General features: G+C 73.1%; 18 protein-coding genes and 1 pseudogene. 5 read left to right on the top strand and 14 right to left on the bottom strand.

Annotated elements, in window-relative coordinates; translation table 11 throughout:
- Positions 1 to 20: 20 nt before the first annotated feature.
- Positions 21 to 1,592 carry a hypothetical protein gene (locus tag C6376_RS26000; protein ID WP_107445648.1) on the top strand — a complete coding sequence of 524 codons (1,572 nt, stop codon included), beginning with the start codon at positions 21 to 23 and terminating at the stop codon, positions 1,590 to 1,592.
- Here C6376_RS26000 and C6376_RS25995 read toward each other — a convergent pair.
- The 8 genes and pseudogenes from C6376_RS25995 to C6376_RS25960 all read right to left on the bottom strand — a co-directional run bounded on the left by C6376_RS25995 (position 1,585) and on the right by C6376_RS25960 (position 11,134).
- Positions 1,585 to 4,389, bottom strand: coding sequence for a DUF5682 family protein (locus C6376_RS25995; RefSeq protein ID WP_107445647.1), 2,805 nt, complete (start codon positions 4,387 to 4,389; stop codon positions 1,585 to 1,587). The genes C6376_RS26000 and C6376_RS25995 overlap by 8 nt on opposite strands.
- On the bottom strand, positions 4,386 to 5,510 hold the full coding sequence (locus C6376_RS25990; protein ID WP_107445646.1) for an AAA family ATPase: 1,125 nt from the start codon (positions 5,508 to 5,510) through the stop codon (positions 4,386 to 4,388). Before C6376_RS25990 ends, C6376_RS25995 begins: the two co-directional genes overlap by 4 nt.
- A gap of 31 nt (positions 5,511 to 5,541) precedes the next feature.
- Positions 5,542 to 6,942 carry a VWA domain-containing protein gene (locus tag C6376_RS25985; RefSeq protein WP_107449189.1) on the bottom strand — a complete coding sequence of 467 codons (1,401 nt, stop codon included), beginning with the start codon at positions 6,940 to 6,942 and terminating at the stop codon, positions 5,542 to 5,544.
- Positions 6,943 to 6,950: 8 nt separating this feature from the next.
- The gene (locus tag C6376_RS25980) at positions 6,951 to 8,291 is read right to left on the bottom strand and encodes a hypothetical protein (protein WP_107449188.1); all 1,341 of its coding nucleotides are present in this window, start codon (positions 8,289 to 8,291) and stop codon (positions 6,951 to 6,953) included.
- Positions 8,292 to 8,381: 90 nt separating this feature from the next.
- Positions 8,382 to 8,897, bottom strand: a pseudogene (locus C6376_RS45445) (hypothetical protein); the annotation flags it as partial.
- Between the two features lie 367 nt (positions 8,898 to 9,264).
- Positions 9,265 to 9,621 carry a hypothetical protein gene (locus C6376_RS25970; RefSeq protein ID WP_254076046.1) on the bottom strand — a complete coding sequence of 119 codons (357 nt, stop codon included), beginning with the start codon at positions 9,619 to 9,621 and terminating at the stop codon, positions 9,265 to 9,267.
- A gap of 24 nt (positions 9,622 to 9,645) precedes the next feature.
- The gene (locus tag C6376_RS25965) at positions 9,646 to 10,251 is read right to left on the bottom strand and encodes a flavin reductase family protein (protein WP_107445645.1); all 606 of its coding nucleotides are present in this window, start codon (positions 10,249 to 10,251) and stop codon (positions 9,646 to 9,648) included.
- 91 nt (positions 10,252 to 10,342) lie between these two features.
- On the bottom strand, positions 10,343 to 11,134 hold the full coding sequence (locus tag C6376_RS25960) for an STAS domain-containing protein (RefSeq protein ID WP_107445644.1): 792 nt from the start codon (positions 11,132 to 11,134) through the stop codon (positions 10,343 to 10,345).
- A gap of 127 nt (positions 11,135 to 11,261) precedes the next feature.
- On the opposite strand from C6376_RS25960, the gene C6376_RS25955 reads away from it, so the two are divergent.
- Positions 11,262 to 11,582: a helix-turn-helix domain-containing protein gene (locus C6376_RS25955; protein WP_107445643.1), complete on the top strand. Its 321-nt coding sequence runs from the start codon at positions 11,262 to 11,264 to the stop codon at positions 11,580 to 11,582.
- Positions 11,583 to 11,881: 299 nt separating this feature from the next.
- A complete protein-coding gene (locus C6376_RS46465; RefSeq protein ID WP_367881052.1) occupies positions 11,882 to 13,660 on the top strand; it encodes an NlpC/P60 family protein in 1,779 nt (592 codons plus the stop codon).
- 86 nt (positions 13,661 to 13,746) lie between these two features.
- Here the strand turns inward: C6376_RS46465 and C6376_RS44505 are convergent, their stop codons facing one another.
- Complete coding sequence (locus C6376_RS44505; RefSeq protein WP_173985729.1) at positions 13,747 to 13,920, bottom strand: hypothetical protein; 174 nt, start codon at positions 13,918 to 13,920, stop codon at positions 13,747 to 13,749.
- A 201-nt stretch (positions 13,921 to 14,121) separates the two neighbouring features.
- On the opposite strand from C6376_RS44505, the gene C6376_RS25945 reads away from it, so the two are divergent.
- A complete protein-coding gene (locus C6376_RS25945) occupies positions 14,122 to 14,757 on the top strand; it encodes a class I SAM-dependent methyltransferase (protein ID WP_107445642.1) in 636 nt (211 codons plus the stop codon).
- Positions 14,758 to 14,784: 27 nt separating this feature from the next.
- Here the strand turns inward: C6376_RS25945 and C6376_RS25940 are convergent, their stop codons facing one another.
- The 4 genes from C6376_RS25940 to C6376_RS25925 form a co-directional block, all read right to left on the bottom strand.
- Complete coding sequence (locus tag C6376_RS25940; RefSeq protein WP_107445641.1) at positions 14,785 to 15,357, bottom strand: phosphatase PAP2 family protein; 573 nt, start codon at positions 15,355 to 15,357, stop codon at positions 14,785 to 14,787.
- Positions 15,350 to 16,612, bottom strand: a complete 1,263-nt coding sequence (locus C6376_RS25935; RefSeq protein WP_173985916.1) for a diacylglycerol kinase family protein — start codon at positions 16,610 to 16,612, stop codon at positions 15,350 to 15,352. Before C6376_RS25935 ends, C6376_RS25940 begins: the two co-directional genes overlap by 8 nt.
- Before the next feature lie 453 nt (positions 16,613 to 17,065).
- On the bottom strand, positions 17,066 to 19,165 hold the full coding sequence (locus C6376_RS25930; RefSeq protein ID WP_107445639.1) for a DUF1996 domain-containing protein: 2,100 nt from the start codon (positions 19,163 to 19,165) through the stop codon (positions 17,066 to 17,068).
- 214 nt (positions 19,166 to 19,379) lie between these two features.
- A complete protein-coding gene (locus C6376_RS25925) occupies positions 19,380 to 20,186 on the bottom strand; it encodes a hypothetical protein (protein ID WP_254076404.1) in 807 nt (268 codons plus the stop codon).
- A 162-nt stretch (positions 20,187 to 20,348) separates the two neighbouring features.
- Between C6376_RS25925 and C6376_RS25920 the strand changes: the two genes are divergently transcribed.
- Positions 20,349 to 20,873 carry a cupin domain-containing protein gene (locus tag C6376_RS25920; RefSeq protein WP_254076045.1) on the top strand — a complete coding sequence of 175 codons (525 nt, stop codon included), beginning with the start codon at positions 20,349 to 20,351 and terminating at the stop codon, positions 20,871 to 20,873.
- A gap of 112 nt (positions 20,874 to 20,985) precedes the next feature.
- Here the strand turns inward: C6376_RS25920 and C6376_RS25915 are convergent, their stop codons facing one another.
- Positions 20,986 to 22,413 carry an alkaline phosphatase family protein gene (locus tag C6376_RS25915; protein WP_107445638.1) on the bottom strand — a complete coding sequence of 476 codons (1,428 nt, stop codon included), beginning with the start codon at positions 22,411 to 22,413 and terminating at the stop codon, positions 20,986 to 20,988.
- Positions 22,414 to 22,444 lie beyond the last annotated feature (31 nt).

The raw sequence follows: 22,444 nt of genomic DNA, 5'->3' as shown, positions 1-22,444 counted from the left end.
CCTTTGCGGGGGGACCCCACATGCGCACGCCCGACAGCATCTGGTCCGAGGCCGACCTGCCGACCCGGCGGCTGGCCGGACTCGCGCTCAACCCGTCCACGCCGGTCGACGTGCTGCTGCGGCTGCTGGCGGACGGGCCGCTCGCGGTGCGGATGGTGCTGTGCCGGGACCGGACCCTGCCCGACGCCGTCGTGGACGCCGTCGTCGGGCATCCCGACGCCCACACGCGCAGCTTCCTCGCCCGCAACCCCCATGTCGGCCCCCGCACCCGGGCACGGCTGCTGACGGACCCGGACTGGATCGTCCGCGGTCACCTCGCCGAGGGGCCTCGGGTGACCGGTCCCGACGACGTCGCACCACTGCCCGACGACGCAGTCGTGCACATGATCACCACCTACGAGGACGAACTCCTCGGCGGCTCCTTCTACCGGCAGATATCCGCCGGGCTGCGACGGGCGATGGCCACGCATCCGGTGGCGAAGGTCCGTCTCTGGGGCACCGGCCCATGGAACTCTCTTGCCGCCGGGACGCGGGCCGCCCTGCTGGCCGACCCCGACGACGAGGTGCGGGAGAGAGCCGAGCGCAACGCGCGGGAGGAGGATCCGGCGTGGGTGGAGAGCGTCCTGCCTGCGCACTCCTGCCACGGACGCACCGACGCCCTGCTCCACCGCGCGCTCAGCAGAGCCGTGGTGGACAGTGTCCTCACCGCCCCGGCCGGCCCCCAGGACCGGAAGATGATCGCAAGGAACCCCGGTCTTCCGCCCGACGTCGTGGCCCTGCTGTCCGGCGACGCGGATGCCGAGGTCCGGAAGGAGATCGCGCACCGACGGGACCTCGGGCCGGCCGAACGCCGCGCCCTGGTCGCGGATCCCGACCCCGGGGTACGCCGGACGATCGCCCGGCACCCCGACCTCGGCCCCGGCGAACGCGCCGCCCTCGCCGCGGACCCCGATCCCCAGGTGCGCCTGTCCGTCTCCGTACACCCCGCCTGGAGCGAGCGGGAACGGTCCGCCGTCGACTACCAGGTCTCCCAGGACGGCGACTTCGGCCTCCACCACTGCTCCGCGACACCACGGGACGCGGCGGCCGTCCGCCGGGACGCGCTCTCCGGTCATCCGCTGCTGCGGCGGGAAGCCGCGAAGGAGCGTGCGCTGCCTTCGGACCTGGTGGCCCGGCTGGCCGCCGACGACGACCTCGGCGTCCGGGTGCTGCTGGCCCAGAACCACCCCCGTCCCCCGGCCGACCTGCTGCTGCGCTGCTTCCTCGAGTACACCGGATGCGAACGCGAGCGTCTCCTTACGCGGCCGGGCTTCCCGAGCGAGGGCCTCGCCGTCCACGCCGACGACGCGGACCCGGCCGTCCGCCGACTGGCCGCCCGCGATCCCCGGACCGCCGCGCACACCGTGGACCGGCTCACCCGGGACCCCGACCCCGCCGTACGGGCCGCCTTCGCCCGTCACCCGAACCTCCCCCCGCCCCGGCTGACGCAGCTCCTCGACGACGAGGAGCTGGTCCACCATGCCGCCGCCAACCCGGCGTTGGCCGCAGACTCGATCCGGCGCCTGGTGACGTCGTCCCTGCCTCTCAGGTGACGGCCAGCAACGCCTCCAGCGCGGCGGCGGTGGCCGGGTGGCGCCCGAGGAGGACCGCTCCGGACGGGACGGGCCCCCCGGTCTCCCACGCCCCGTCACAGCCCAGCAGATCCGCCAGGGCGTCACAGGTCGCCGGGTGGGCGGCCAGGAGCGGCACGCCGCCGCCTCCGGCCCCCTCGCCGGCCCGCGGCAGCAAGCCGGGCGGTTCCTGCGGCAGCCGCCACGGCGGCACCCAGGCGTCCAGCTCCGGCAGCCGGGCGGGGAAGACCCGGCCGGCCTCGCGGATCAGCAGCGGCGCCAGCTCGGCTCCCCCGGCGCGCAACGTGGTGATCAGCGTCGGCAGCCAGGGCAGCAGCACCCGGTCGGGGAGACGCGCGAACGCGTTCGACACGGCCTCGACGACGAAGTCGGCCAGGCCCGGCACCGGTTCCAGGGCGTGCACGAACCCGCTGAGGTAACGGGGGTAGGCGGGGACCACCAGCGGGTTGCCGAGCAGCTCGTCGCAGCGCGCCCGCAGTTGCGCCCTCGGCAGTGTGCCCAGGTGGGTCTGCGCCGCCCACAGCAGTGCGGTGCGCGCGGGCTCCGCCGGGTGGGACTGGGCGAGGGCCAGTTCCAGCTGCGCCCGGTCGCAGCCGAGGGACAGCGCGAGGCTCTCCATGCCGAACAGGAAGCCCAGCATGGCGGCGACCTGGCGGACGGTCGCGTCCTCGTCGGTGAACGCCGTCGGCAGCAGGGTGCAGTAGTGCGCGAAGCCCGTCTTGACGAACGACTCGATCCAGGGCGGCAGGACCGGCTCTGCGGTGCGGTAGTAGGCCAGCAGCCGGCGCACCCGGCGCAGCACCTCCGGCGCCCCGTCGACGGAGCGCTCGTGGGCCAGCACCTCCAGGGCGCGGGTGCCCAGCTCGTCGGCCAGACGGCGGCTGCGCAGGTAGAGCGTGGCGTCCTCGACGGCCTCGAGGACCTGGGCCGCGGTGGCCTGCGGGGCGTACGCGGCGCGGCGCAGCCGCTGTTCGAGGACCTGCTCGATGCTGACGCCCTCGTAGCCGAGTTCGATGAGGGCGCGCTGGTGGGTGCCCAGCGCCAGGTCCCAGGACTCCTGCAGGGAGCGCTCGCCGAGCCGTCGTTCGCCCATGATCGGGCGGGCGGCCCCCTGCGGCAGCAGCCGGCGCAGCATCCACAGCAGGTCGGAGCAGTGGGCCAGCTCCGGCCGCGAGGCGATGTCCAGCAGGGCGCGCTGCACTCCGCGCTGCTCGAGCCTGAGGGCGAGCGGGGCGAGCCGGTCGTGCACGTCGCGGGCGAGCGGTGGCAGCGCGTCGTAGCCGACCTGGCCGAGGCGGTCGCCGCCCATCATGATCTCGACGAGCCGGCCGACGTCCCGCCGGCCGGGCACGGCGTCCTTCTCGATGCAGGTGACCGCCGCGTCCTGGAAGTCGTACGGGGTGGGCTTGGCGCGGTCGCGCATCCCGGCGAGCAGGATGGACGTCTCGAAGACGGCGATGGCGTCGGCGGTGGAGGCGAGGTAGCCGTTGCGGCGGGCGGCCCGCACGATCTCCACCGACCAGCCGAGCAGTTCGGCCTCGTCGAGGGCGTCGAGGGCGGGCGGTCGCCGGAGGAAGCCGGTGAGCCGGTCGGCGGGCGGGGCCGCCGGCGCCGGGACGGCGGCGGGCAGGGCCTTCCTCGGCCTCGTGGTCTTCTTCGTGCCCGCCTGGCCGTCCAGGCGGTAGGGGCGGACGCCGGTGCGCCGGACGTTCTTCGCCCACTCCGCCGCGGCGATGGACACCGACCCGGCCGCCAGGCCGAACTGCGCCTCGATCGCCGCGTGGCTGGAGGGGATGAGGCCGTGCCGCCATCGGGTGCCGCTCGGCGGGCTGACGACGAAGCCGTCGCTGCCGTGCACGCCGAACTCCGCGACGCGGCTGGCCGCGTGGAAGGCGCCGCACACGTAGAGGCAGTCGGCGGGGTCGGCGCCGGTGGCGGCCAGGTGCTCGCGCATCCTCGTCCACATGTACCGTTCGCGGTCCTCGTCGACGCGCACCTTGCCGGGGTCGCCGGGGGCGAGGCGCCGGAAGAGGCTGCCGATGAGCAGCATCACCTGGCGGTAGGTGTCGTGGTCGCTGTCGCCGAGGGGCAGTTCCACGTACTGGTGCCACCACTCCGACCAGTGCCGCACCCGGCCGTGCCGCAGCAGGTGCTCCTCCAGTTCGGCGAAGCGCGGGCGCAGGTCGCCGATCTCCACGCCGACGGCGTCGCCGTGCAGGGCGGTCTGCTCCGGTGTCTCGGGCACGTCGGCGCCGCCCTCGGCCAGGGCGTCGGCGCCGGAGCCGGAGCCGGTCTCCCACTGGAAGACGTGGTCCGATGAGCGGTCGACGAGGACCAGTTCGACACCCGGCGTGTCGAGCGCGTAGGCGATGGCCTGGTACTCGGCCGAGGCCTCGGTGACCGGTGCGACCACCGACAGCGGCGACCAGTCGGCGGGGAACCCCTCGATCTCGGTGGCGAACGACTGCACCGCCACCGGCAGCCGGCAGTTGCGCAGCTCGGTGAGGAGCGGTGCCATGTCCTCGCACAGCTCGAGGTAGACGACCTTCGGCTGCTTCTCGCGCAGCCGGCGCGCCATGGCGATCGCCGAGGCCGGCGAGTGGTGACAGACCGGGAAGATCTCCAGCGGCTCGTGCACGGCGCGCTCGACGTCGTCGACGATGCCCCGCAGGATGCCCTCCAGGGCTCCGGGTCCGTCGGCGAACGCCGTGGCGGCCTCGTGCAGTTGACCGCGCAACGCGTCGAAGGCGCCGCTCATGACAGGGTCGCGATGGCGTCGCGGCCGCCCTCGAGGAACTCCGGCCAGGAGCCGCCCTGCTCCTTGCTGCGCGGTTCGACGACGCCGTGCAGGTACTTGTTGAGGATGGCGAGGTCCTCGGGTGCGCGCCGGGCCAGCGAACCGACGAGGGAGGAGGCGAGGGTGCGGGCGGTGAGGGCGCGCTCGCCGAAGAAGTTGCTGTGCAGGACGGCGTCCTCGAGGACGCCGATCTGTTCGGCGGTGGACAGGGCGGACTCCAGCTTCTCGTCGTCGCTGCCGGCGGCCGCCGAGGAGGCGCGCAGGTCGGCGAAGCTCTGCAGCAGCACGTCGAGCAGGGTCGGCGGGACGTCCAGCTCGATGCGGTGGCGGCGCAGCAGTTCCTCGGTGCGGAAGCGGACGATCTCCGCCTCGCTCTTCTTGTTGGTGACGACGGGGATGCGGACGAAGTTGAAGCGGCGCTTGAGCGCCGAGGAGAGGTCGTTGACGCCGCGGTCGCGGCTGTTGGCGGTGGCGATGACGGAGAAGCCCGGCTTGGCGAACACGATGTTGTCGCTGTCCCCGTCGCTGCCCAGCTCCGGGACGGAGATGTACTTCTCGGAGAGAATCGAGATCAGAGCGTCCTGGACGTCGCTGGTGGAGCGGGTGAGTTCCTCGAAGCGGCCGATGGCTCCGGTCTCCATGGCGGTCATGATCGGCGAGGGGATCATCGACTCCCTCGACTGGCCCTTGGCGATGACCATGGAGACGTTCCACGAGTACTTGATGTGGTCCTCGGTGGTGCCCGCGGTGCCCTGCACGACCAGGGTGGAGTTGCGGGAGATCGCGGCCGACAGCAGTTCGGCCAGCCAGCTCTTCCCGGTGCCCGGGTCGCCGATGAGCAGCAGGCCGCGGTCGGAGGCGAGGGTGACGATGGAGCGCTCGACGAAGCTGCGGTCGCCGAACCACTTCTGGGCGATCTCCCGGTCGAGGCCGTCGGCGCGCTCGGAGCCGAGGACGAACAGCCGGACCATCTTCGGCGAGAGCCGCCAGGAGAACGGCTTGGGGTTGTCGTCGATCGACTCCAGCCAGTCGAGTTCCTCGGCGTACTTGAGTTCGGCGGGGGCGCGCAGCAGGTCGGTCATCGAAGGGGCCTTTCGGAAGGAAGGGTGCGGATCAGGTGAGGAACGTCTTGAGTTCGTGGACGAGCTTGTCGATACGGCCGGAGATCACGGGTGTGCCGAGCGCCTTGAACCGCTCCCGGAACCAGGGGTTGACCTCCTGCCTGCCGAAGCTGGTGACCGAGCCGACGGGGATGAACTTGACGCCGGAGCGGTGGACTTCCTCGATGCCCTCGAACAAGGGCTGGGAGCGGTCGAACTCGTAGAAGTCCGAGATCCACACCATGACGGTGTTCTTGGGCTCGGCGATCTTCGGACGGGCCATGGCCATGGCGACCGGGCCGTCGTTGCCGCCGCCGAGCTTGGTGCGCAGCAGCACCTCGAACGGCTCGCGGACCCAGGGAGTGAGGTCGATCGCCCGGGTGTCGTACGCGATCAGGTGCACGTCGACCTTGGGCAGCCCGGCGAAGATCGACGCCAGGATGGTGCAGTTGACCATGGAGTCGAGCATCGAGCCCGACTGGTCCACGACCACGACGAGCCGCTGCGGCGTCGTTCTGCGGGCGGTGTGCCGGTAGTAGAGGCGGTCGACGTAGAGGCGTTCCTCTTCGGGGCTGTAGTTGGTGAGGTTCTTCCAGACGGTTCGGTCGAGGTCGAGGTTGCGGTACACGCGCTTGGGCGGCACCGAGCGGTCGATCGCGCCGGCCGTGGACTTCTCCACCTGGGTGCGCAGCACGTCGGCGACCTCGTCGACGAAACGGCGGATGAGCGCCTTGGCGTTCGCCAGAGCGACCCCGGAGAGGTTGTTCTTGTCCCGGAGCAGTTGCTCGATGAGTGACATGCTCGGGGTGAGCCGCGCGGCCAGGGCGGGGTCGGCGAGCACTTCGCGCAGGTGCATGCGGTGCACCAGGTCGGCTTCCACCTCGGCCAGTTCCGGGCCGATCCCGGGGACGAGGCCGCCCGCGCCGGCGGCCGGGCCCCGGCCGCCGCGCAGTTCGCCCGGGCGGCATCCGAGGGCGCGCTCCAGCCAGCCGGCGTCACTCTGCCAGCGGGACAGCTGCTCGGCGCTGACGGCTCCGGAGCCCGTCGCGAAGACGTTCAGCAGCACCTTGGACACGAGCGCGGCCCGCCGCACCTCGTCGGCACGGACGCGGCCGTCGCCGAGTGCTTCGGCTTCTGCTTCGGCTTCGGCTTCGGGAACCATCAAGCCGTCGAACTCCGACGCGAGTTCCGGGTGACGCTGCACGAGGGAGTCCACGGAGGACTGCGGGTCCAGCAGGGCGGCCGGCAGGCCGATGTCCTCGACGACGGCGAGGCTCGCGGACTCCAGGGCGATCTGCTCCTCGGAATCGAAGAGCCGGGCCAGCAGCCGCCAGTAGAGCACCTGTCGGCGGTTGTCGTCGGGGGTCGCGCAGACCTCGCGGCTCTCGGGGACCGCAGTGACCGGTTCCAGCATCTCGTCGCTCATTTCCGCAGCAGCCTTCCCGCCCGTTCACGCAGAACGGTCACGGCGTCGGTGGCGGCCTTCTCGGCCCGGGCGCCGGTCTTGTCGGCGGTGCCGCCGGCCCACCCGCCCGCGTGCAGGGCGACGGCCTTCCTGCGCACGGTGGTCTCGACGGCAAGCGGCTGAAGACGCAAGTCCCCGTCGTCCCAGCGGAGCAGGCCCACGCAGGCGCGGGAGCCGGCCACGGCCTCGGGGGTGAGCGGTCCCGCGGCCGGAATGCGGTCGGTGTCGACGGGAAGGTCGCGGCCTGCCACGGTGAAGACGAGGACGTCGCCCTCCTGCCGCCGGTCGTAGCCCTCCAGGAACACCGGCTCGGCGATACGCGCGGGATGGCGGTTCAAAGGCCCGGTGGGCGGTGCGGTGGCGGTCGGCAGGACGACTCGTGCGGTGGCGAGGGCGTCGGCCGGATCGCCCGGGCGGGCCCGGGCGTCGTCCCAGAGGAGGTCGCCCTCGTCGGAGAGGGGCATGGCGTCCAGTTCCATCGACCGGCCCTCGCCGAGGGCGGTGAGCAGCGAGAGGTGCGGCCGCAGCAGCTGCCAGACTCCGGCCGCGACGACGGTGTCCGGCTTCGGTGCCGAGACGCTCGCGCGGACCAGTCGCGGCGCGCCGCCGTCGGCCGGTTCGAAGACCGCGTGGACCTGGGCCTGCGCGGCGGTGGAGTGTTCGTGGAGATCGACGCCGAGCGGCAGGAGGCGGCCGGTGGCGGTGCCGGTCACGGGGGTGTCGGCCGCGCCGGGGACGGTGAGCAGCAGGGCGCGGGACCACAGGTCGGCCCAGCGGCGCTCCGGGACGCGTTCGAGGGCGGCGCCGGGGCAGGAGGCGGCGAGTTCGGCGGCGAATCCGTCGAGCAGTGTGGCCAGTCGGCGCAGTCCGGGGTCCGGCAGCATGGCCGAGACGATCGGGGCGGCTCCGCCGGCCAGTTCGTGGTCGAGGCCCTGCCAGCCGGTGCGGGCCAGATCCGCGAGCCAGGTGCGCGCCGCCGCCAGCAGGTTCACCGTGGTGCGCGGGCCGGCGGCCGCGGGCGCCGGCTCCTCGCGCAGGCGGCCGCTCAGCTCGTCGGCGCTCACGACGAGGGCGTCGTGCACGGCGCCGAGCAAGGCGGTGCGGGCCGCGGCGAGGGCGACGAGGTGGTCCTCGCTCGCGGAGCCCGCGGCGGCCTTCTCCGCCGCCTCCGCCACCCGGGCGGCCAGCGGGCTGCCGGCGACCGCGCGGGCGAGGTCGCCGAGTCCGCCGACCCGGTCGGGGCGGGGGCGCAGCAGACCGGCGGCGAGGGCGTGGTCGAAGGCGTCGACCGCGGCCAGCGCCTCGTCGAGTCCCTCGACGGGTGCGGCGGTACGGCCGGTTCGGGCCCCCTGCGCGGCGTGGGCGCCGTGCCCGGTCGCTGCCGGGGCGGCGTCCGCGCGGGTCGGCGGGAACCACTGCAGCTCCGGCAGCGGCACGGTGACGGGGGCGAGTTCGAGATAGGCCAGATGGCGCAGGAACCGGCTGAAGACGGCGGCGGCCGTCGCCTTGCCGTCCGCCTGGGGCGGGCGGGCGCCGGTCATCGCGACGGTGAGGGCGCCGGCGTCGGCCTCCGGGTCGACGGGCTCCACGCGCAGGTAGCGGGCGACGCGGTCGGGGCCGTACTGCAGCACGGCCTCGGTGATCAGGGCGCGGATGTGGTTGCAGAACGATCCGCGCGCGCCGCCGCAGGGGCGGTTGTTGTTCGTGCTGCACGCGAAGGCGTAGGTGCCGACGGCGACCGACGAGACGTACACCCGCTCGATGTCCGAGCCGCTGGAGACGACGCCCTGCAGGCGTCCGTCGGCCAGTTCGACGAAGGGGACCTTGGCGAGCTTGCGCGGCCGCGCGGGCGGCACCACCCGGGCCGTGCTCGCCCTCTCCCAGTTCTCCCGGTCCGAGAACACACCATCTCCTTTGCGGCACGCGGCTGCACACGCCGACTCGGCGCAGCACAAGGGGGGTCGTCGCACCCGAGCGGCACGACACCGACGAACTTAGCGGCGGCCACTGACAACGCCGTGCGCGACCGGAGGCGGGCCGCGGCCCGGATGCCGTCAGGCGCGGGCTCTGGGCGTCCCGCACCTTCCGGGACGTCGCGATCACACCCGGGGGTCCGCGCGGTGAAGGGGACCGGGCGCGACGACGCCGCGGCCGCAGGGGCGGGAACCTCGGGGGTCCGGCACCGGGGCTTCGGCCGGGGTCTGCGGGCCGTTCGCAGGCGGTTCCGCGCGCATGGCGCGGATCGCGCAGAACCTCAGGCCACCGGACGGCTCACGAAACGGGGCGGGTGCGGCCGTACTTCCATGTGCAGGCCACCAGCGTCAGCCCGGCGATCGTCGCCGCCGCGGCCACCGTCCCGCGCGAACCGCGGGCGAGCACCGAACCGGTGGAACGGGCGCTCAGCACCGAACCCGCGCTGAGCCAGGATCCGGCGGAGGCGACGGACAGGGCGGAGCCGACGGACCCCACGGACAGGAATCCGCCGACAGAGGCGACGGACAGGGAACTGCCCACCGAGCCGACGGAGAGGAAGGAGTTGACGGAGCCGATCGACAACGCCGAGTTCCTCGACCACAGCGAACACCAGGAGCCGTCGGCCCCGCGGCCCTTCGTCACCCGTCTCGTCATGAGCCGATCATACGGGCGTACCGGTCAGGACGGCGGCCGGTCGCGGTAGGCGACCCGCGCCAGGTCGTGGATCTCGCCGACGGTGCCCCACTCGTTGCCGCCCAGCCTCGAGAGGGGCCGCAGCCTGCGGATGTCGGGGCGGCCGTCGACGACGACGTCCTCGTGTACGGCGGCGTGCACGACCTCGCCGAGGACCAGGGTGCAGCCGGCGAGGACGACGGTGGAATGCAGGCGGCACTCCAGGGCCACGGGCGAGTCCGCCACACGGGGCGGCCGCACTCGCAGGGAGGCCTCCTGCTCGATGCCGACCGCGTCGAACTCGCCCTCGTGCGCGGGGAAGTCGGTGGCGGTGGCGTTGATCTGCTCGAGAAGCGTCTCGGGTGCGAAATTGACGACGAACTCGCCGGTGGCCTCGACGTTGCGCAACGAGTCCTTCCGTCCGACGGACGTGAACTGGACGATGGGCGGGTCGGTGCAGGCCACCGTGAAGAACGAGTGCGGGGCGAGGTTGGCGGTGCCGTCGGCCGCGAGGGTCGACACCCAGGCGATCGGCCGGGGTACGACGACGGCGGTGAGCAGCCGGTAGAAGGCGCCCGCGCCCAGGGCTTGGGGATCATGGTCGACACGCATGTCAGTCAGTTCTACCCGAGAACTCCCCGGACGGCGGAACCGGCCGCCGCGCGGCGACGGCCGCGGCGACCGCCGTGCGCGCGCCCTTCCCCTACGACCTGACTTCGGCCACCGCCGCGGTCACCGCTTCCGGCAGGGCGCCCGGCGACGGTCTTTCCTGGGCGGCGCCGACCAGGTCCCGGGCGAGGCCCCCTACCGTGCCGTCGGTGTTCCGGGCGGCCAGGACGAGGACCCGCCAGGCTTCGTCGGCGCTCAGACCGAAGGACGCCATGAGGACGCCGCGGGCCAGGTCGATCAGCGGGCGGGTCCGCACCGCGCGCCGCAGTCGCACGAGCTCGATGCGCGGGTGCGGCGGCGGGCTCCCGTCGAACGCCTGGCCCGGCGGGCCGGCCGAGCGCGCGCCGCCCGGAGCCCGGTCGGCCCCGGGTGCCCTGGCGCCTTCGTCGGTGCCCTCGGCGGGGCCATGGGGGGCGCCGCCGCGACCGGCGGCGGCCCCGAACAGGGACCCCGTGCCGGTCAGCGTCAACAGCCGTTCCACCGCCGGGCCGACCGAGCGCAGGACGACCGTCCTGCCCTGCCGCAGGCCTTCCTCGCGCACACCGAGCAGCACGTTCAGGGCGGAGCAGTCACAGAACACGACCCCGTCCAGCTCCAGGTCGATCCCGTCCGCCGACGCGTCGAGCGCGGCGCGCAGGGCGCGTCCGAGGAGCCCGGCCGAGTCGAGGTCGAGCTCACCCCGTACCGTCACGACGACCCGCTCCCCGTCGGTACGGACCGTGATGTCAGGCCCGGGCGTCGCCCGGACGAAGCGCGCGTCGCGGGACTCCGCATCCGCGTTCGCATCCCCGCCTGCGGCGTCCGCGTCGTATACCGGTTCCGGCATGACCGCCTCCCTCGGTCACTTCACCTGTCACGTCAAGACTCACCCCGCGACCCGTCATACGTCAACAGATACACGAAATGAAGTTCCGGCCTTTGTTTTCATGAAAGCTCGGGCATAACATGGCCCCATGGAGGGAGTGCCCGAGCCACACAGCGGATGGACGTTTCTGACCAACCACGCCCGCGTCCTCGCGGTCATCGCGGACAACCACAGTGCTCGCATCCGGGACATCGCCGCGCACTGCCGGCTCACCGAGCGGGCGGTCCAGAAGATCATCGCCGACCTGGAACAGGACGGTTACCTGTCCCACACGAAGGAAGGGCGCAGCAACATCTACCGGATCGAGCCCGGCCGGGTGCTGCGCCACCCCGCCGAAGCGGGACTGAGCGTGGCGTCCCTGCTGTCGCTACTGGCCCACGACGAGGCGGGCCGCACCCCGCGTCCGTGAGCCCGAGCGGGGATCGGTCCGCCACTCGTGACCGACAGGCGCCGGCCGCACACAGTCGGACACCAGGATGGACCATGACGTCGACACGATGACGGGGACGCGCGGGCAGGAGACGAAGGTCACGAATACGTATCGGACATTTAACACCTCAATCTTCACACCAGACACACAAGTTGGCTAAGTTGACGCCCAGGCCGTTCGACTGCCTTTCGGGGCAGGGGGCTTGGGTCACCCGCAACAGGGGTCGCCCGGATTCCGCCGGGAACACACCGGCGGAGCACGGAAGGAGAACGTCTTCCATGGCGACGGATCGCAGCCCTCGGTCCCCAGGCGGCAACGAGCCGAGCCGGGCGGAGATCCAGCAGCGTGTCAGCTCGCTGTACGACCGGGCCGAGACCGACACGGGCACTTACAACGCCACGCGCGCCATGTCGAACCTCTCGCGGCGCAAGGTCGGCTCCGTCGCGAACAGCGGCCGCGGATCGGCCGATCCGTCGCTCGAGGCGGTGACCAGGCAGTGGTTCGACGTCGCCCGCGACAAGATCGGCCCGACCACTCCCGCCGTCCTGCCGGCCGATCGCCGTCCGCCCCGTCCGGCCACGCCCGGGCCCTCCGCGGACAGTGCGACGATCCGCGAGCTCGAAGCGGCCGCCAGACGGATTCCGGAACTCACCGCACCCCCCGCGGCCGCGCCGCCCGCAGCGATCGAGGCGCGTCGCAGCGAGCCCAGGGCCCTGGAGGCCGCCGCACCGGCCGCGCTCACCGCACCCCTGGCCGCACTCCCCGCCCCTGCCGCGCTCCCCGCCGCTCCCGCCTCCGCTGCCTCGCCCGCCGCCGCCCCCGCGGACCGGCAGGCCTCGCTCAGGAGCACCAAGGAACGGATCGGACGCAAACTCGCCACGGCCCGTGAGGTATTGGCCCGGGCCGTCACCCAGCCCGCGCCCTCCCGGCAGCCCGCGCTCACCGCGTTCATCCCCGCGCAGTCCACATCCTCCCCGTCGACGCAGTCCGTGCCCACGGCGGCCACGCCGACGGGCTACCCGGCCGCCGTCGGACGACCGCAGCAGCCGGCCGACCCGCTGCCGGTCCAGCAGCCCTGGGACACCGCGGAGCAGCAGGCGTTCCGTGCGGAGATCACCGCCGCGTGGGCGGGAAAGCCCGCCGTCGCTCCCACCGCCACTCCCGCCATGGCTCCAGCCGTCGCACCGTCGGCCGGGCCTGAGAGCCTCCTCGACACCGGCGGGTTCTCGTTCCCCGCAGCGGCGCCGGCGTTCTCGGCATCCGACATCGCCCTGGTGGAACCGGCACCCGACCTCGGCGTCACGGAACTCGGCATCGGCACACCGTCGTTCGGCCACCCGATACCCGGCCTCGGCGCCGCCGCCCCGGAATCGGGCCGCGCGGCCTTCCCGACGGATGCGGTCGCGCCGGGTTACCTCATGGACGAACTGGGGCCGGTCACACCTCCCGCCGGATACGCCTACCCTGAACCTCCTTTCACAGCACCCGAGTTCGGCTACGCCGCAGCCGACACCGCGCCCGCGCCCGCCTATCCCACGTCCGGACTCGGCCTCCCGGCGCCCATCCCGGACGCACTGACCGGCGACCACGGCTACCAGACCGCCACCGCCCTCGCCGCGCCCGTGGCCCCGCTTCCCGAGCCCGTCCGGACGGCCGCCCCCGCCGACGTCACGGTCAGCGCCACCGGGACGGCCTACCTGGGGAAGGCGGACAAGGCGCTCGCCTTCGCCCGTGCCCAGACCGGACGGCCCTGCGTGTGGGGAGCCACCGGACCGGAGTCCTACGACTGCTCCAGCCTCACCCAGGCCGCCTGGAAGGCCGCCGGGGTGAGTCTGCCGCGGGCCGCCATCGACCAGGCCAAGGCCTTCACCCGGATCAGCCTGGCCGACCTGCGCGCCGGCGATCTCGTCTTCTTCTTCGACGACCTCAGCCATGTCGGCCTGTGCACGGGGAACGGCATGATGATCCACGCCCCGGGTCCGGGCGCCGCCATCCGCGAAGAGGCGATCCTTCCCTACGGGGAGGGCGCGCTGCGCGGCGCCGTCCGCCCCGCCTGAGGCCGGCCTCCGAGCGAGCCCGCCGGCACGCGTCGCATGACCGGGAGGCACGGAGACCGGCCGCCGCGAGGTGAGCCGACGACTCCTCAGCGCATGGCGGGACGGGTGCGCACCTGTGCCCGTCTGGCGTTGTTGTGTGCGCGCAGAAGGAGTTTGGAGACGGCGCACGGGGCTCCGTCGTAGTGACACTGACGGCACGTACGGGCATGCTCCTCGTACGCGGCGCGGGTCTCCTGCAGGGCGTCCTCGGGTGAGGTCATGGGGGTCCTCCGAACGAAACGACGGTCCGCGGCAGCCACGGCTACTCGCCAGTAGGTTCCGCATCAAGAGGATTGGAACATGTTACTTACGGTAGTGGAAAACATGATTCCGGCCCGTTTCGGGAAGTCTTTCCGCTCACCTGGCGTGAACCCATCCGTGCGTGGCTCCTGACGGCCCGCACACCACGAGGAGGAGCCGACGTGACGAGCGAGGACGACGGACAGCGCGCCGCGCGGGTGTTCGACGCGCTGGGGCCCGCGTACGAGAAGGCGTTCGCGCACTCGCAGGCGCACCGCAGATCCCTGGACTGGCTGCTCGGACGGCTCACACCGGGCAGCGACGTGCTGGACGTAGGCAGCGGAACCGGACGGCCCACGGCGGCGGCCCTGGCGGCCGCCGGCCATCGCGTGCTCGGCGTAGACGTCTCCCCCGTCATGGTCGACCTCGCCGCGCGCCAGGTGCCGAACGCCACATTCCGGTGCGTGGACGTACGCCGACTCCCGCTGCGGGAGCACTCCTTGAACGCCGTCTGCGCGTACTTCTCCCTGCTGCAGATGGAACGCGCGCAACAGGCCGAGCTCATCGGCAGGCTGGCGCGGGCACTGCTGCCGGGCGGCAGCCTCGCCCTGGCCACCGTGCCGGTGGACGTGGAGGGGGTCGACGCCGTGTTCATGGGGCAGCCGGTGCGGGTGACCAGCTACGCCCGGGACGGCCTCGTCGACGTCGTCACCGCCGCCGGCCTCACGGTGCTGGACGAGGAGAGCGTCCTGTTCACCCCCGACCACCCCGAGGCCGGCCCCGAGCCCCATCTGTTCCTGCACTGCGGCAGGCCGTAGGGGCCGTAGGCCGTCCGCCGCCGGCGTTCAGTCCCTGACGCGGGCGGCGAGGGCGAGGACCAGTGCGGCCGCACCCGTGCCGAGGACCGCGCCGGCCACCACATCGCCCGGATAGTGCACACCGGTATGGATCCTCGAGTAGCCCACCGCACAGGCCAGCGCGCCGAGCGGGACGGCCGAGACCGGCAGCGTCGGGCCGACGGCGGCGGCGAAGGCGACGGCCGAGGCGGTGTGTCCGGACGGGAACGACGCCGACTGCGGCATCGGCACATGCCGGCCCGGGTACGGCGAGTCCTCCGCACGATGCGGCCGGGGACGGCGCACGAGCTGCTTGCCGAGCAGGTTGGCACTGGCCGAGGCGACGCCGATGGCCGCGACGCCGAGCACCGCGGCGCGGCGCGGGCGGCCACCGCGCAGGGCGAGCGCGGCGGCGACCGCGAAGGAGAGCTTGGAATGGTCGGCGGCCGCGGACAACCGGCGCAACGCGGTGTCCAGGGTGGGCGTCCTGGTCACGGTGACCGCCTCGTACAGGGCCTGGTCCAGGGTGGCGAGGTCGCCGACCAGTCGCCGGGCGGTCAGTTTCGCTGGGCGGTCAGACATCGTAGGCCTCCTTGATGGTGCGGGGGTCGGGATGGCCGAGTGCGAGACGGGCGACGCGCCGCCAGTCGACCGTGGGGGGCGCGTAGGCCGCGCCCGGGCGGTGCCGCGGCACCCGGACCCGCAGTGCGGCGGGCCGTACCGTGCACACCACGGGAATGTCGAGTTCGAGGGCCTCGCCGTCGACGGCCACCGCGATGCGCTCGCGGTCGGCCTCGACGACGACGCGCTTGGAGGTCAGCGAGGTGATGCTGCCCGCGCGCTCGCCGAGCAGGGCGAGTTCCGCGGCCTGCGCCGCGCTCTCCACCCGCACGCCGATCACCCCCAGGAGCCCGGAGTCCAGCCGGGGGCGACGGCCGCCGCCCAGCGGGTCGGCGCGGGCGTACGCGTTGTTGCTGACCAGCAGCGCCTGCGGCGCGTGGACCGCGGTGTCGTCCGTGCGTACGGTCAGAACCGGGCCGGAGGCGCCCTGCAGCAGGTCCGGCAGGTGGTCGAGGGCGGTGGCGGCCTTGGCGTCACGGTAGTCGGGACTCTGCACTATCTCCGCGTACGCCCCGAAGGAGACGGTGTTGACGAAGGGCCGTCCGCTGACGTCTCCGAGGTCCACGCGCAGTTCGACGCCGCTCGTGAGGGCGTCGAGGCTGCGCACCGGGTCGGTGCGGTCGAGGCCGAGGTCCATGGCGAAGTGGTTGCGGGTGCCGGCGGCGACCACCAGGAAGGGCACGTCGAGTTCGGCGGCCACGCCCGCGACCAGCGCCTGGGTGCCGTCGCCGCCCGCGACGCCGAGCAGGTCCGCACCCTCGGCGACGGCCCGACGGGCCTCGGCCGCCGGGTCGACGTACCCGTCGTCGACGCCGAGCAGGATCACCCGGGCGCCGAGCGCCTCGGCGCGCGCCGCGAGGTCGTGCTTGACGACCTTGCCGCCACCCGAGCGCACGTTCATGATCAGGACGGGTCGACGCGGCGGCGGGGTCCTGCGGCCATGGGTGCCCTTGGGGCGGCGCACGCTGCGCAAGGCGGCCCGGGCCGAGGCGAGCGCCCCCGCCCACAGCCCGAGCGCGCCCACCGCCACCGGCCACAGCCCCGACGTCGCGTACAGCACCAGCACGCCCACGGGCGCGGTCACCGCCAGCAGACCGCCGAGCAGCCGGAGCCCGCCCCGGTGCGCCAGCATCCACCACACGCCCGCCGCGGCCAGCGCGAGCAGGGCGAACCCGGCGAGCAGCACCAGCCAGCCGCCGGAACCCGCACCGGCCATGACGACCGCCACGCATGCGGCCACCAGCACCAGGGCGAGCCGCGCCCAGCTTCGCGCACGGGCCACGGCGTCCTGCTGCGCCGGGCCGACGTGCGGCAGCGCCCACTTCGATCTGCCTGTTCCGTTCACCGTGCGCCCGCCATGCTCCGAGGCTCCTTGTCGTGCGTCGACAGCACCAACGATCTCGATCAATTGTCCATGGCGCCGTGCCCCACGGTGACCGCGACCCCGGGATGCACCCGGACGCGGGACGCCGGGACGCGGAACACCCGGACGGCTCACGTGGCCGGGGCGGTGCTCGCCGCCGAGGCGGCTGCCGCGAACCGGCGGTGCCGGAAGGAGTTGTGCTGTCGGCGGGCGGGCCGCCTCACCGGCTTCGCTCCGGGAGACGCACGGCCAGGGGCCCGTCGCTTGGGCGACGGACCCCTGGCCGTGCCGACCGGACTCAGCAGCTCAGTTACGCCCGGCGTTGCGGCGCAGGACGACGAAACCGCCGATCACCAGGAGGGCGCCGAGCGCACCGGGCCACAGGTTGGCACCGGTCTCGGCGAGGCCGCCTTGGACCGCCTGCTGCTCGGTGCCGCCGGTGACGGCGCCCGTGTCGGCGGGAGGCCGCGCCTGCGCCGGGGCGGACGCGGTCGGCGGAGCTGTCGCGGGGGCGCCGATCTCGCCGCCCGAACCCGCCGGAGGCGCCGAGGTGGCCGCCTTCGCCGCCGGCTTCGCGTCGACGCGGGGCTGGTTCTTGGCCGACGCCTCGGTAGCGGGCTTGCCGACGGGCGGCTGTGTGCCCTGACCGACCGCGTCGTCGTTCACCGAACCGTTGCCCTCGGCGTTTCCGTTGTCCCCGTTACCGGAGCCGTCCCCTCCGGCGTTACCGGAACCGTTGTCGCCGGCGTTTCCGTTGTCCCCGTTACCGGAACCGCTGTCGTCGCCGTTTCCGTCGCCGTTTCCGTTGCCGCCGTTGTTCTCGCCGTTGCCGGCGTTTCCGTTGCCGCCGTTGTCGTCGCCGTTGCCTGCATTTCCGTTACCGCCGTTGCCGGCGTTTCCGTTACCGCCGTTGTTCTGGCCGGCGCCGCACTGGCGGCCACCGTTGATGCAGTCGACCATCTCCCGCATCAGGGACTCGTCGAAGACGTTGATGAAGTCGCCGTGGTCGGTGACCGCCTTGTGCAGCTGCTCCGGGAAGGAGTCCACCGCGAACAGCGGAGTCGTCCTGCCGCCGTCCTGCAGGCTCGGCGCGTCGACGTCGTACACGATGCGCTGCACCAGCTGCGGCACGGCCTCGAAGCCGGCCGGGCAGGAGCCGTCCGCGCCGGCGAACGCCACATGGGTGCGGTGGTTGGCGCTGTCGGTGTTGGAACCGTCCCAGCAGCTCTGGAAACGGAAGGTGCGCACCACGTCGCTGCCGGCCGGGCAGAGCGGGTACTTGTCCTTGAGCTGCCGGTCCTCGAACCCGGTGCAGCTCCACGACGCGTTGGCGTTGGCCGTGCCGTTGACGAAGGCCTTCGCGTCACCGGTGATGATGCGCAGCAGCAGCGGCATGGCCGTGACCTTGGAGCGCGGGTTGCCGACGAAGGTCAGTGTGACGTCCTTCGGGGTGATGATCTTGCCGGCGTTGCCCTCGACGCCACCACCGGGGCTCTGCGCGTCCTGCTCCTGGGCGCCGTTCTGCAGGCGCAGCACGGGCCAGTAGTAGGTCGACTTGTCGCCCTGGTCGACGCAGCTCGTCTCGGCCTTCGCCAGGTCGTCGTCGGAGGCGAAGGCGTTGTTCGACTGGTTGCCGACGTAGTCGTGGAAGTGGTGGGCGCCGTTGCTGACGCCCGGCGCGACGATCACGTTGTCCGAGTTGAACAGGCCGCCCGCGTTGACGCCGCAGCTGGTGACGAAGACGCCGCGGGAGGGGCCGGAGCGGGGGTCGGGGGTCTGCTGAGCCGGCTGGACGGAGGTGATGTCCGCGAAGTCGGCGGCGACCGGACCGTTCCCGGCCTGTCCGCCGTTGCCCTGCCCGGCGTTGCCCTGCCCGCCCTGCTGGCCACCGTCCTGGTCCTGGCCGTCCTGGCCCTTGTCGCCCTGGTCCTGGCCGTCCTGCCGGCCGTCGCCCCGGTTCTCGTCGCCCTTGCCGTCGGCACCCTCGTCAGCCTGGTCGTCGGAGGCGCGCAGGGCGCAGGAGGCGAGGGACTCGAGGCCTTCCGGGCGGTCCCCGACCCGGTCGATGGCGACCGCGATCCGTTCGATCGTCGCGCCGCGCTTCTCCTTGAGCGGGTTCATCACCGCGTTGTCGACGAAGCCCGCGTCCTGACGCACCGACTGCGCCGACTGCTGGAGTTGCCGGTAGGCCGCGGCGACCTGCTCGTCGAGCACGGCGAGTTCGCGGTCGACCTCCGCCAAGGCCTGGTCCGGGACGGTCGTCAGCTTGGCGCCCACGTCCGGGCAGTCGATGGTGACGGCGCTGTTGCCACCCTTGCGTACGGAGTTGCCCTCGGTGCCGTCCTCGGTCGCCGAGGCATAGACGTTCGCCGCCATCAACCCGCCGCCGCCGAGAATGAGCGCCATCGCGGCGAAACTGGCCCGCCGTCCGCCCGTCGGTCGTCTGCGCCTGCTCTGTGCCAAGGAGTGCTCCTACGCGTCGTCGGCGGCCACGGACAAGAAATCCCCCGACCTCATACGCTGCCGGACGCGGAAGTGTTCAATCGCACGGCGCATTCACAGCAAGATCTCAGACGAGCCGCGTCTCCGACACCTCACCGCACAGGGCGCGGGTCGGCCGTCATCCCGCCGGGGCATCCACGAGGCCGGGCCGCCGAGCCTGCCGCCTGCGGTCCGCGCGCAGCTGCAGCAGACCCATGACGAGGGCGGCGGCCACGGCGATCAGGTGCTCGCGGCCGGCGAGGTTGGGCCTGGCTATCGACTCCCACACCATCGAACCGCCGGTGAGCGTGAACACGATGGGCGCGCGGCGCACGACGGACAGATAGGTGAAGAGCCCGACGACCGCGGCGGACGGGCCGGTGTCGAGCACCTGACCGGCCTCCGCCGGCAGTCCGAGGCCCCACGTGCCGGGTCCGATCGCCAGCATCACCCGCACGGTGAGGGTGCCGGCCAGGGTGGAGGCGTAGGCGATCAGCAGGGTCCGGCGACGTCCGAGGGCGAGCTCCGCCAAGGCGAAGGCGAGGAACAGCTGGGTGATGCCGGCCCACACCGGCAGGTCGAGGGCCGGGACGTACAAAGAGACCGGCGTGCGCAGCAGGGCCAGCCACCAAGGCAGGTCACCCTGGACGCCGCCGAGCAGACGCACCGCCGCCGCGCCCGCGGGGTGCTGGGCGATGCCGTGGAAGAAGATCACGCCCACGCAGGCGACGACCGCCAGCAGCAGTGCGGCGGGCCCGCGCCGGACGAGCTGCCGCACGGGGTCGACGACGATGCCGTACCACTCGCCCCGCAACGTGCGGCCGGCGAATGCGGCGGCGCGCCGGAACGGGTTGCCGGGCGGCTTCGTCGCGGCGCGGTCGGCGCGAGGCTCGCCACCGTTGCGGCCCTCGTGAGGCCGCTCCACTTCCGGGCGCAGGCGCAGCATGCTCATGGTCTCCCCAACCACTCGTCGCACGGGGTGTGTGCGAGTCCCGCCCTGGGAGACGCTGAGATCGGGCGGCAGGATTACTCGGCGGGCCGGTCTTGACTCCCGGTCACCCCTCCGTCACCCACCCCCGTGTGACGGGGGTGGGTTAGTGTCACCGCTGTGGAACGCACTGACCAGCGGAACATGACCCCAGCCGAGTTACCCGACACGGCGGGCCCCGGGGGGCTCCGGCGGGCCCGACGCCCCGGGCCCCCTGCCACTCCCGGTGACCGTCGCGCGAACTGCCGCACGCCCGCCGGGAACCGGGCCGCCGCCGAACCCGCCCCGGTTCTGCTCGCCGACGGCCTCCTCACCGAAGGGCTCGCGCTGACCGCGCCGGAGGGCACCAGGGTGGTGGTCGCCGACTACGAGATTCCGCCGGGCGGCTCGCTGCCCTGGCACTACCACGACGGCCGGGTCGTCGCCGTCGTGACGACCGGGGTGCTGACCCGGACCCTGGCCGACGGCTCCGAGTGCGTGACGCCCGCGGGGGACTGCATCGTGGAGCCGGTGGGGCCTCAGGGCGTTCACATGGCGGAGAACCGGGAGCCCGGGCCACTGCGCATCTGTGCCTTGTTCTTCCTCCCCCGGGACTGCGCGCTGTCTACGCGCGCAGACCCCCCGGCCGCGGCCGCGCGCGACTGACCGGGATCACGGCTCGCGCCACGGACGGGGAAACGGACCGGGACCACGCTCGCTCAACGGACGGGACACGGCTCGGGCGGCCGGGTCGTCGGACGCCGCCCCGGCCGACGCGTCAGCGCTGCGGGCGACGGCCCCTCTCCTGGACGGGGAAGGCCTGGTGGGCGCCCGGCAGGGTGGGCCTGGGCAGGGTGGCGACGTCCGTCTGTGCCTTCGTCAGTTGTTCCTCCGTGTCGTCGGGCAGCGCGGGCACGGGCGAGCTGCCGTCCGTGAAGCAGAACGCCGAGGTGAGATCGCCGAAGGCGCCGCGCCGCCAGTCGCTGATGTTGGGTTCCAGGACCCCGGTGAGTCGTTCCAGCAGCCGCAGCGTGGACGTGTGGTCGAAGGTCTCACCGGCCACCCAGCCGCCCACGGTCCACGGCGAGACGATGATCGCCGGGACCCGGAAGCCGCCGCCGATCGGGAGGCCGCCGACGAACTCGCCCGGCGTGCCGGCAGGCGGCGTGGGGGGCGGCACATGGTCGAAGAGGCCGTCGTTCTCGTCGTAGTTGAGGATGAACGCGGTCTTGGCCCAGACCTGTGGGTCGGCCGCGATGGCCTCGATCTTCGAGGCGACGAAGGCCGCGCCGGCCGCCGGCAGATGGTCCGGATGCTCGGACTGGTGGCCCGGGGGCACGATCCAGGACACCGTCGGCAGGCGGTCGTTGCGGGCGTCGTCCTCGAAGGCGCCCTCCGGCTGCGGTCGTACGCCCCGCTCGTACAGGTCGGTGCCGGGCAGCGCGTCGCGGAAGGCGGCGAACTGCTCCAGCACGTTGCACCCGTAGTCGTCCTCCTGCTGGTACACCTTCCAGCTGACGCCGGCTTCCTGGAGGCGCTCGGCGTACGTGGTCCAGCGCAACGGTGTCGGCGCGGAGTTGCGGGTCACCGGGCCGCCGTGGAGCGCCTCCGGGTCGATGGAACCGGTCATCCACATCAGGCGGTTCGGCCAGGTAGGGCCCAGCACCGAGCTGAAGTAGTGGTCGCAGACGGTGAAGGTCTCGGCGAGGGCGAACTGGAACGGGATGTCCTCGCGCGTGTAGTAGCCCATGACGTAGGGGCCGTTGGCGCCGTCGGCCTTGCGGTGGGCAGGCAGCCAGCGGTCCATCCGGCCGGCGTTCCAGGCGTCGTGCTGCACCGACCAGGAGTGGCTGGTCGAGGGGATGGCCTGGGCGCTGGAGGTGCGGGTGTCGAGGTGGAAGGGCAGCAGGTATCCCCTGGGGTTCTCGTCGTCGGGCTGGTGGAAGACCGACCGTCCGGTGTCGAGGGTGAGCGCGTCGGGGTCGGCGAAGCCGCGCACGCCGGAGAGCGTGCCGAAGTAGTGGTCGAACGAGCGGTTCTCCTGCATCAGCAGGACGACGTGCTCGATGTCGGCGAGCGAGCCCCGGCTGGGCTGTCCGGCCGCGACGGCCTTCCGGACGCTCGGCGGAAGCAGGGAGAGGGCCGCTGCGGCGCCCAGCGCGCCGGCGGCCGAGCCCAACAGTCTGCGTCGGGTCAGCTCTGCCATGTCTGATGTGCCCCTTGGTGGTGGGAGGAAC

This window comes from Streptomyces sp. P3, assembly GCF_003032475.1.
Lineage (GTDB): Bacteria > Actinomycetota > Actinomycetes > Streptomycetales > Streptomycetaceae > Streptomyces.
This window is presented reverse-complemented; position numbering and strand designations above follow the sequence as displayed.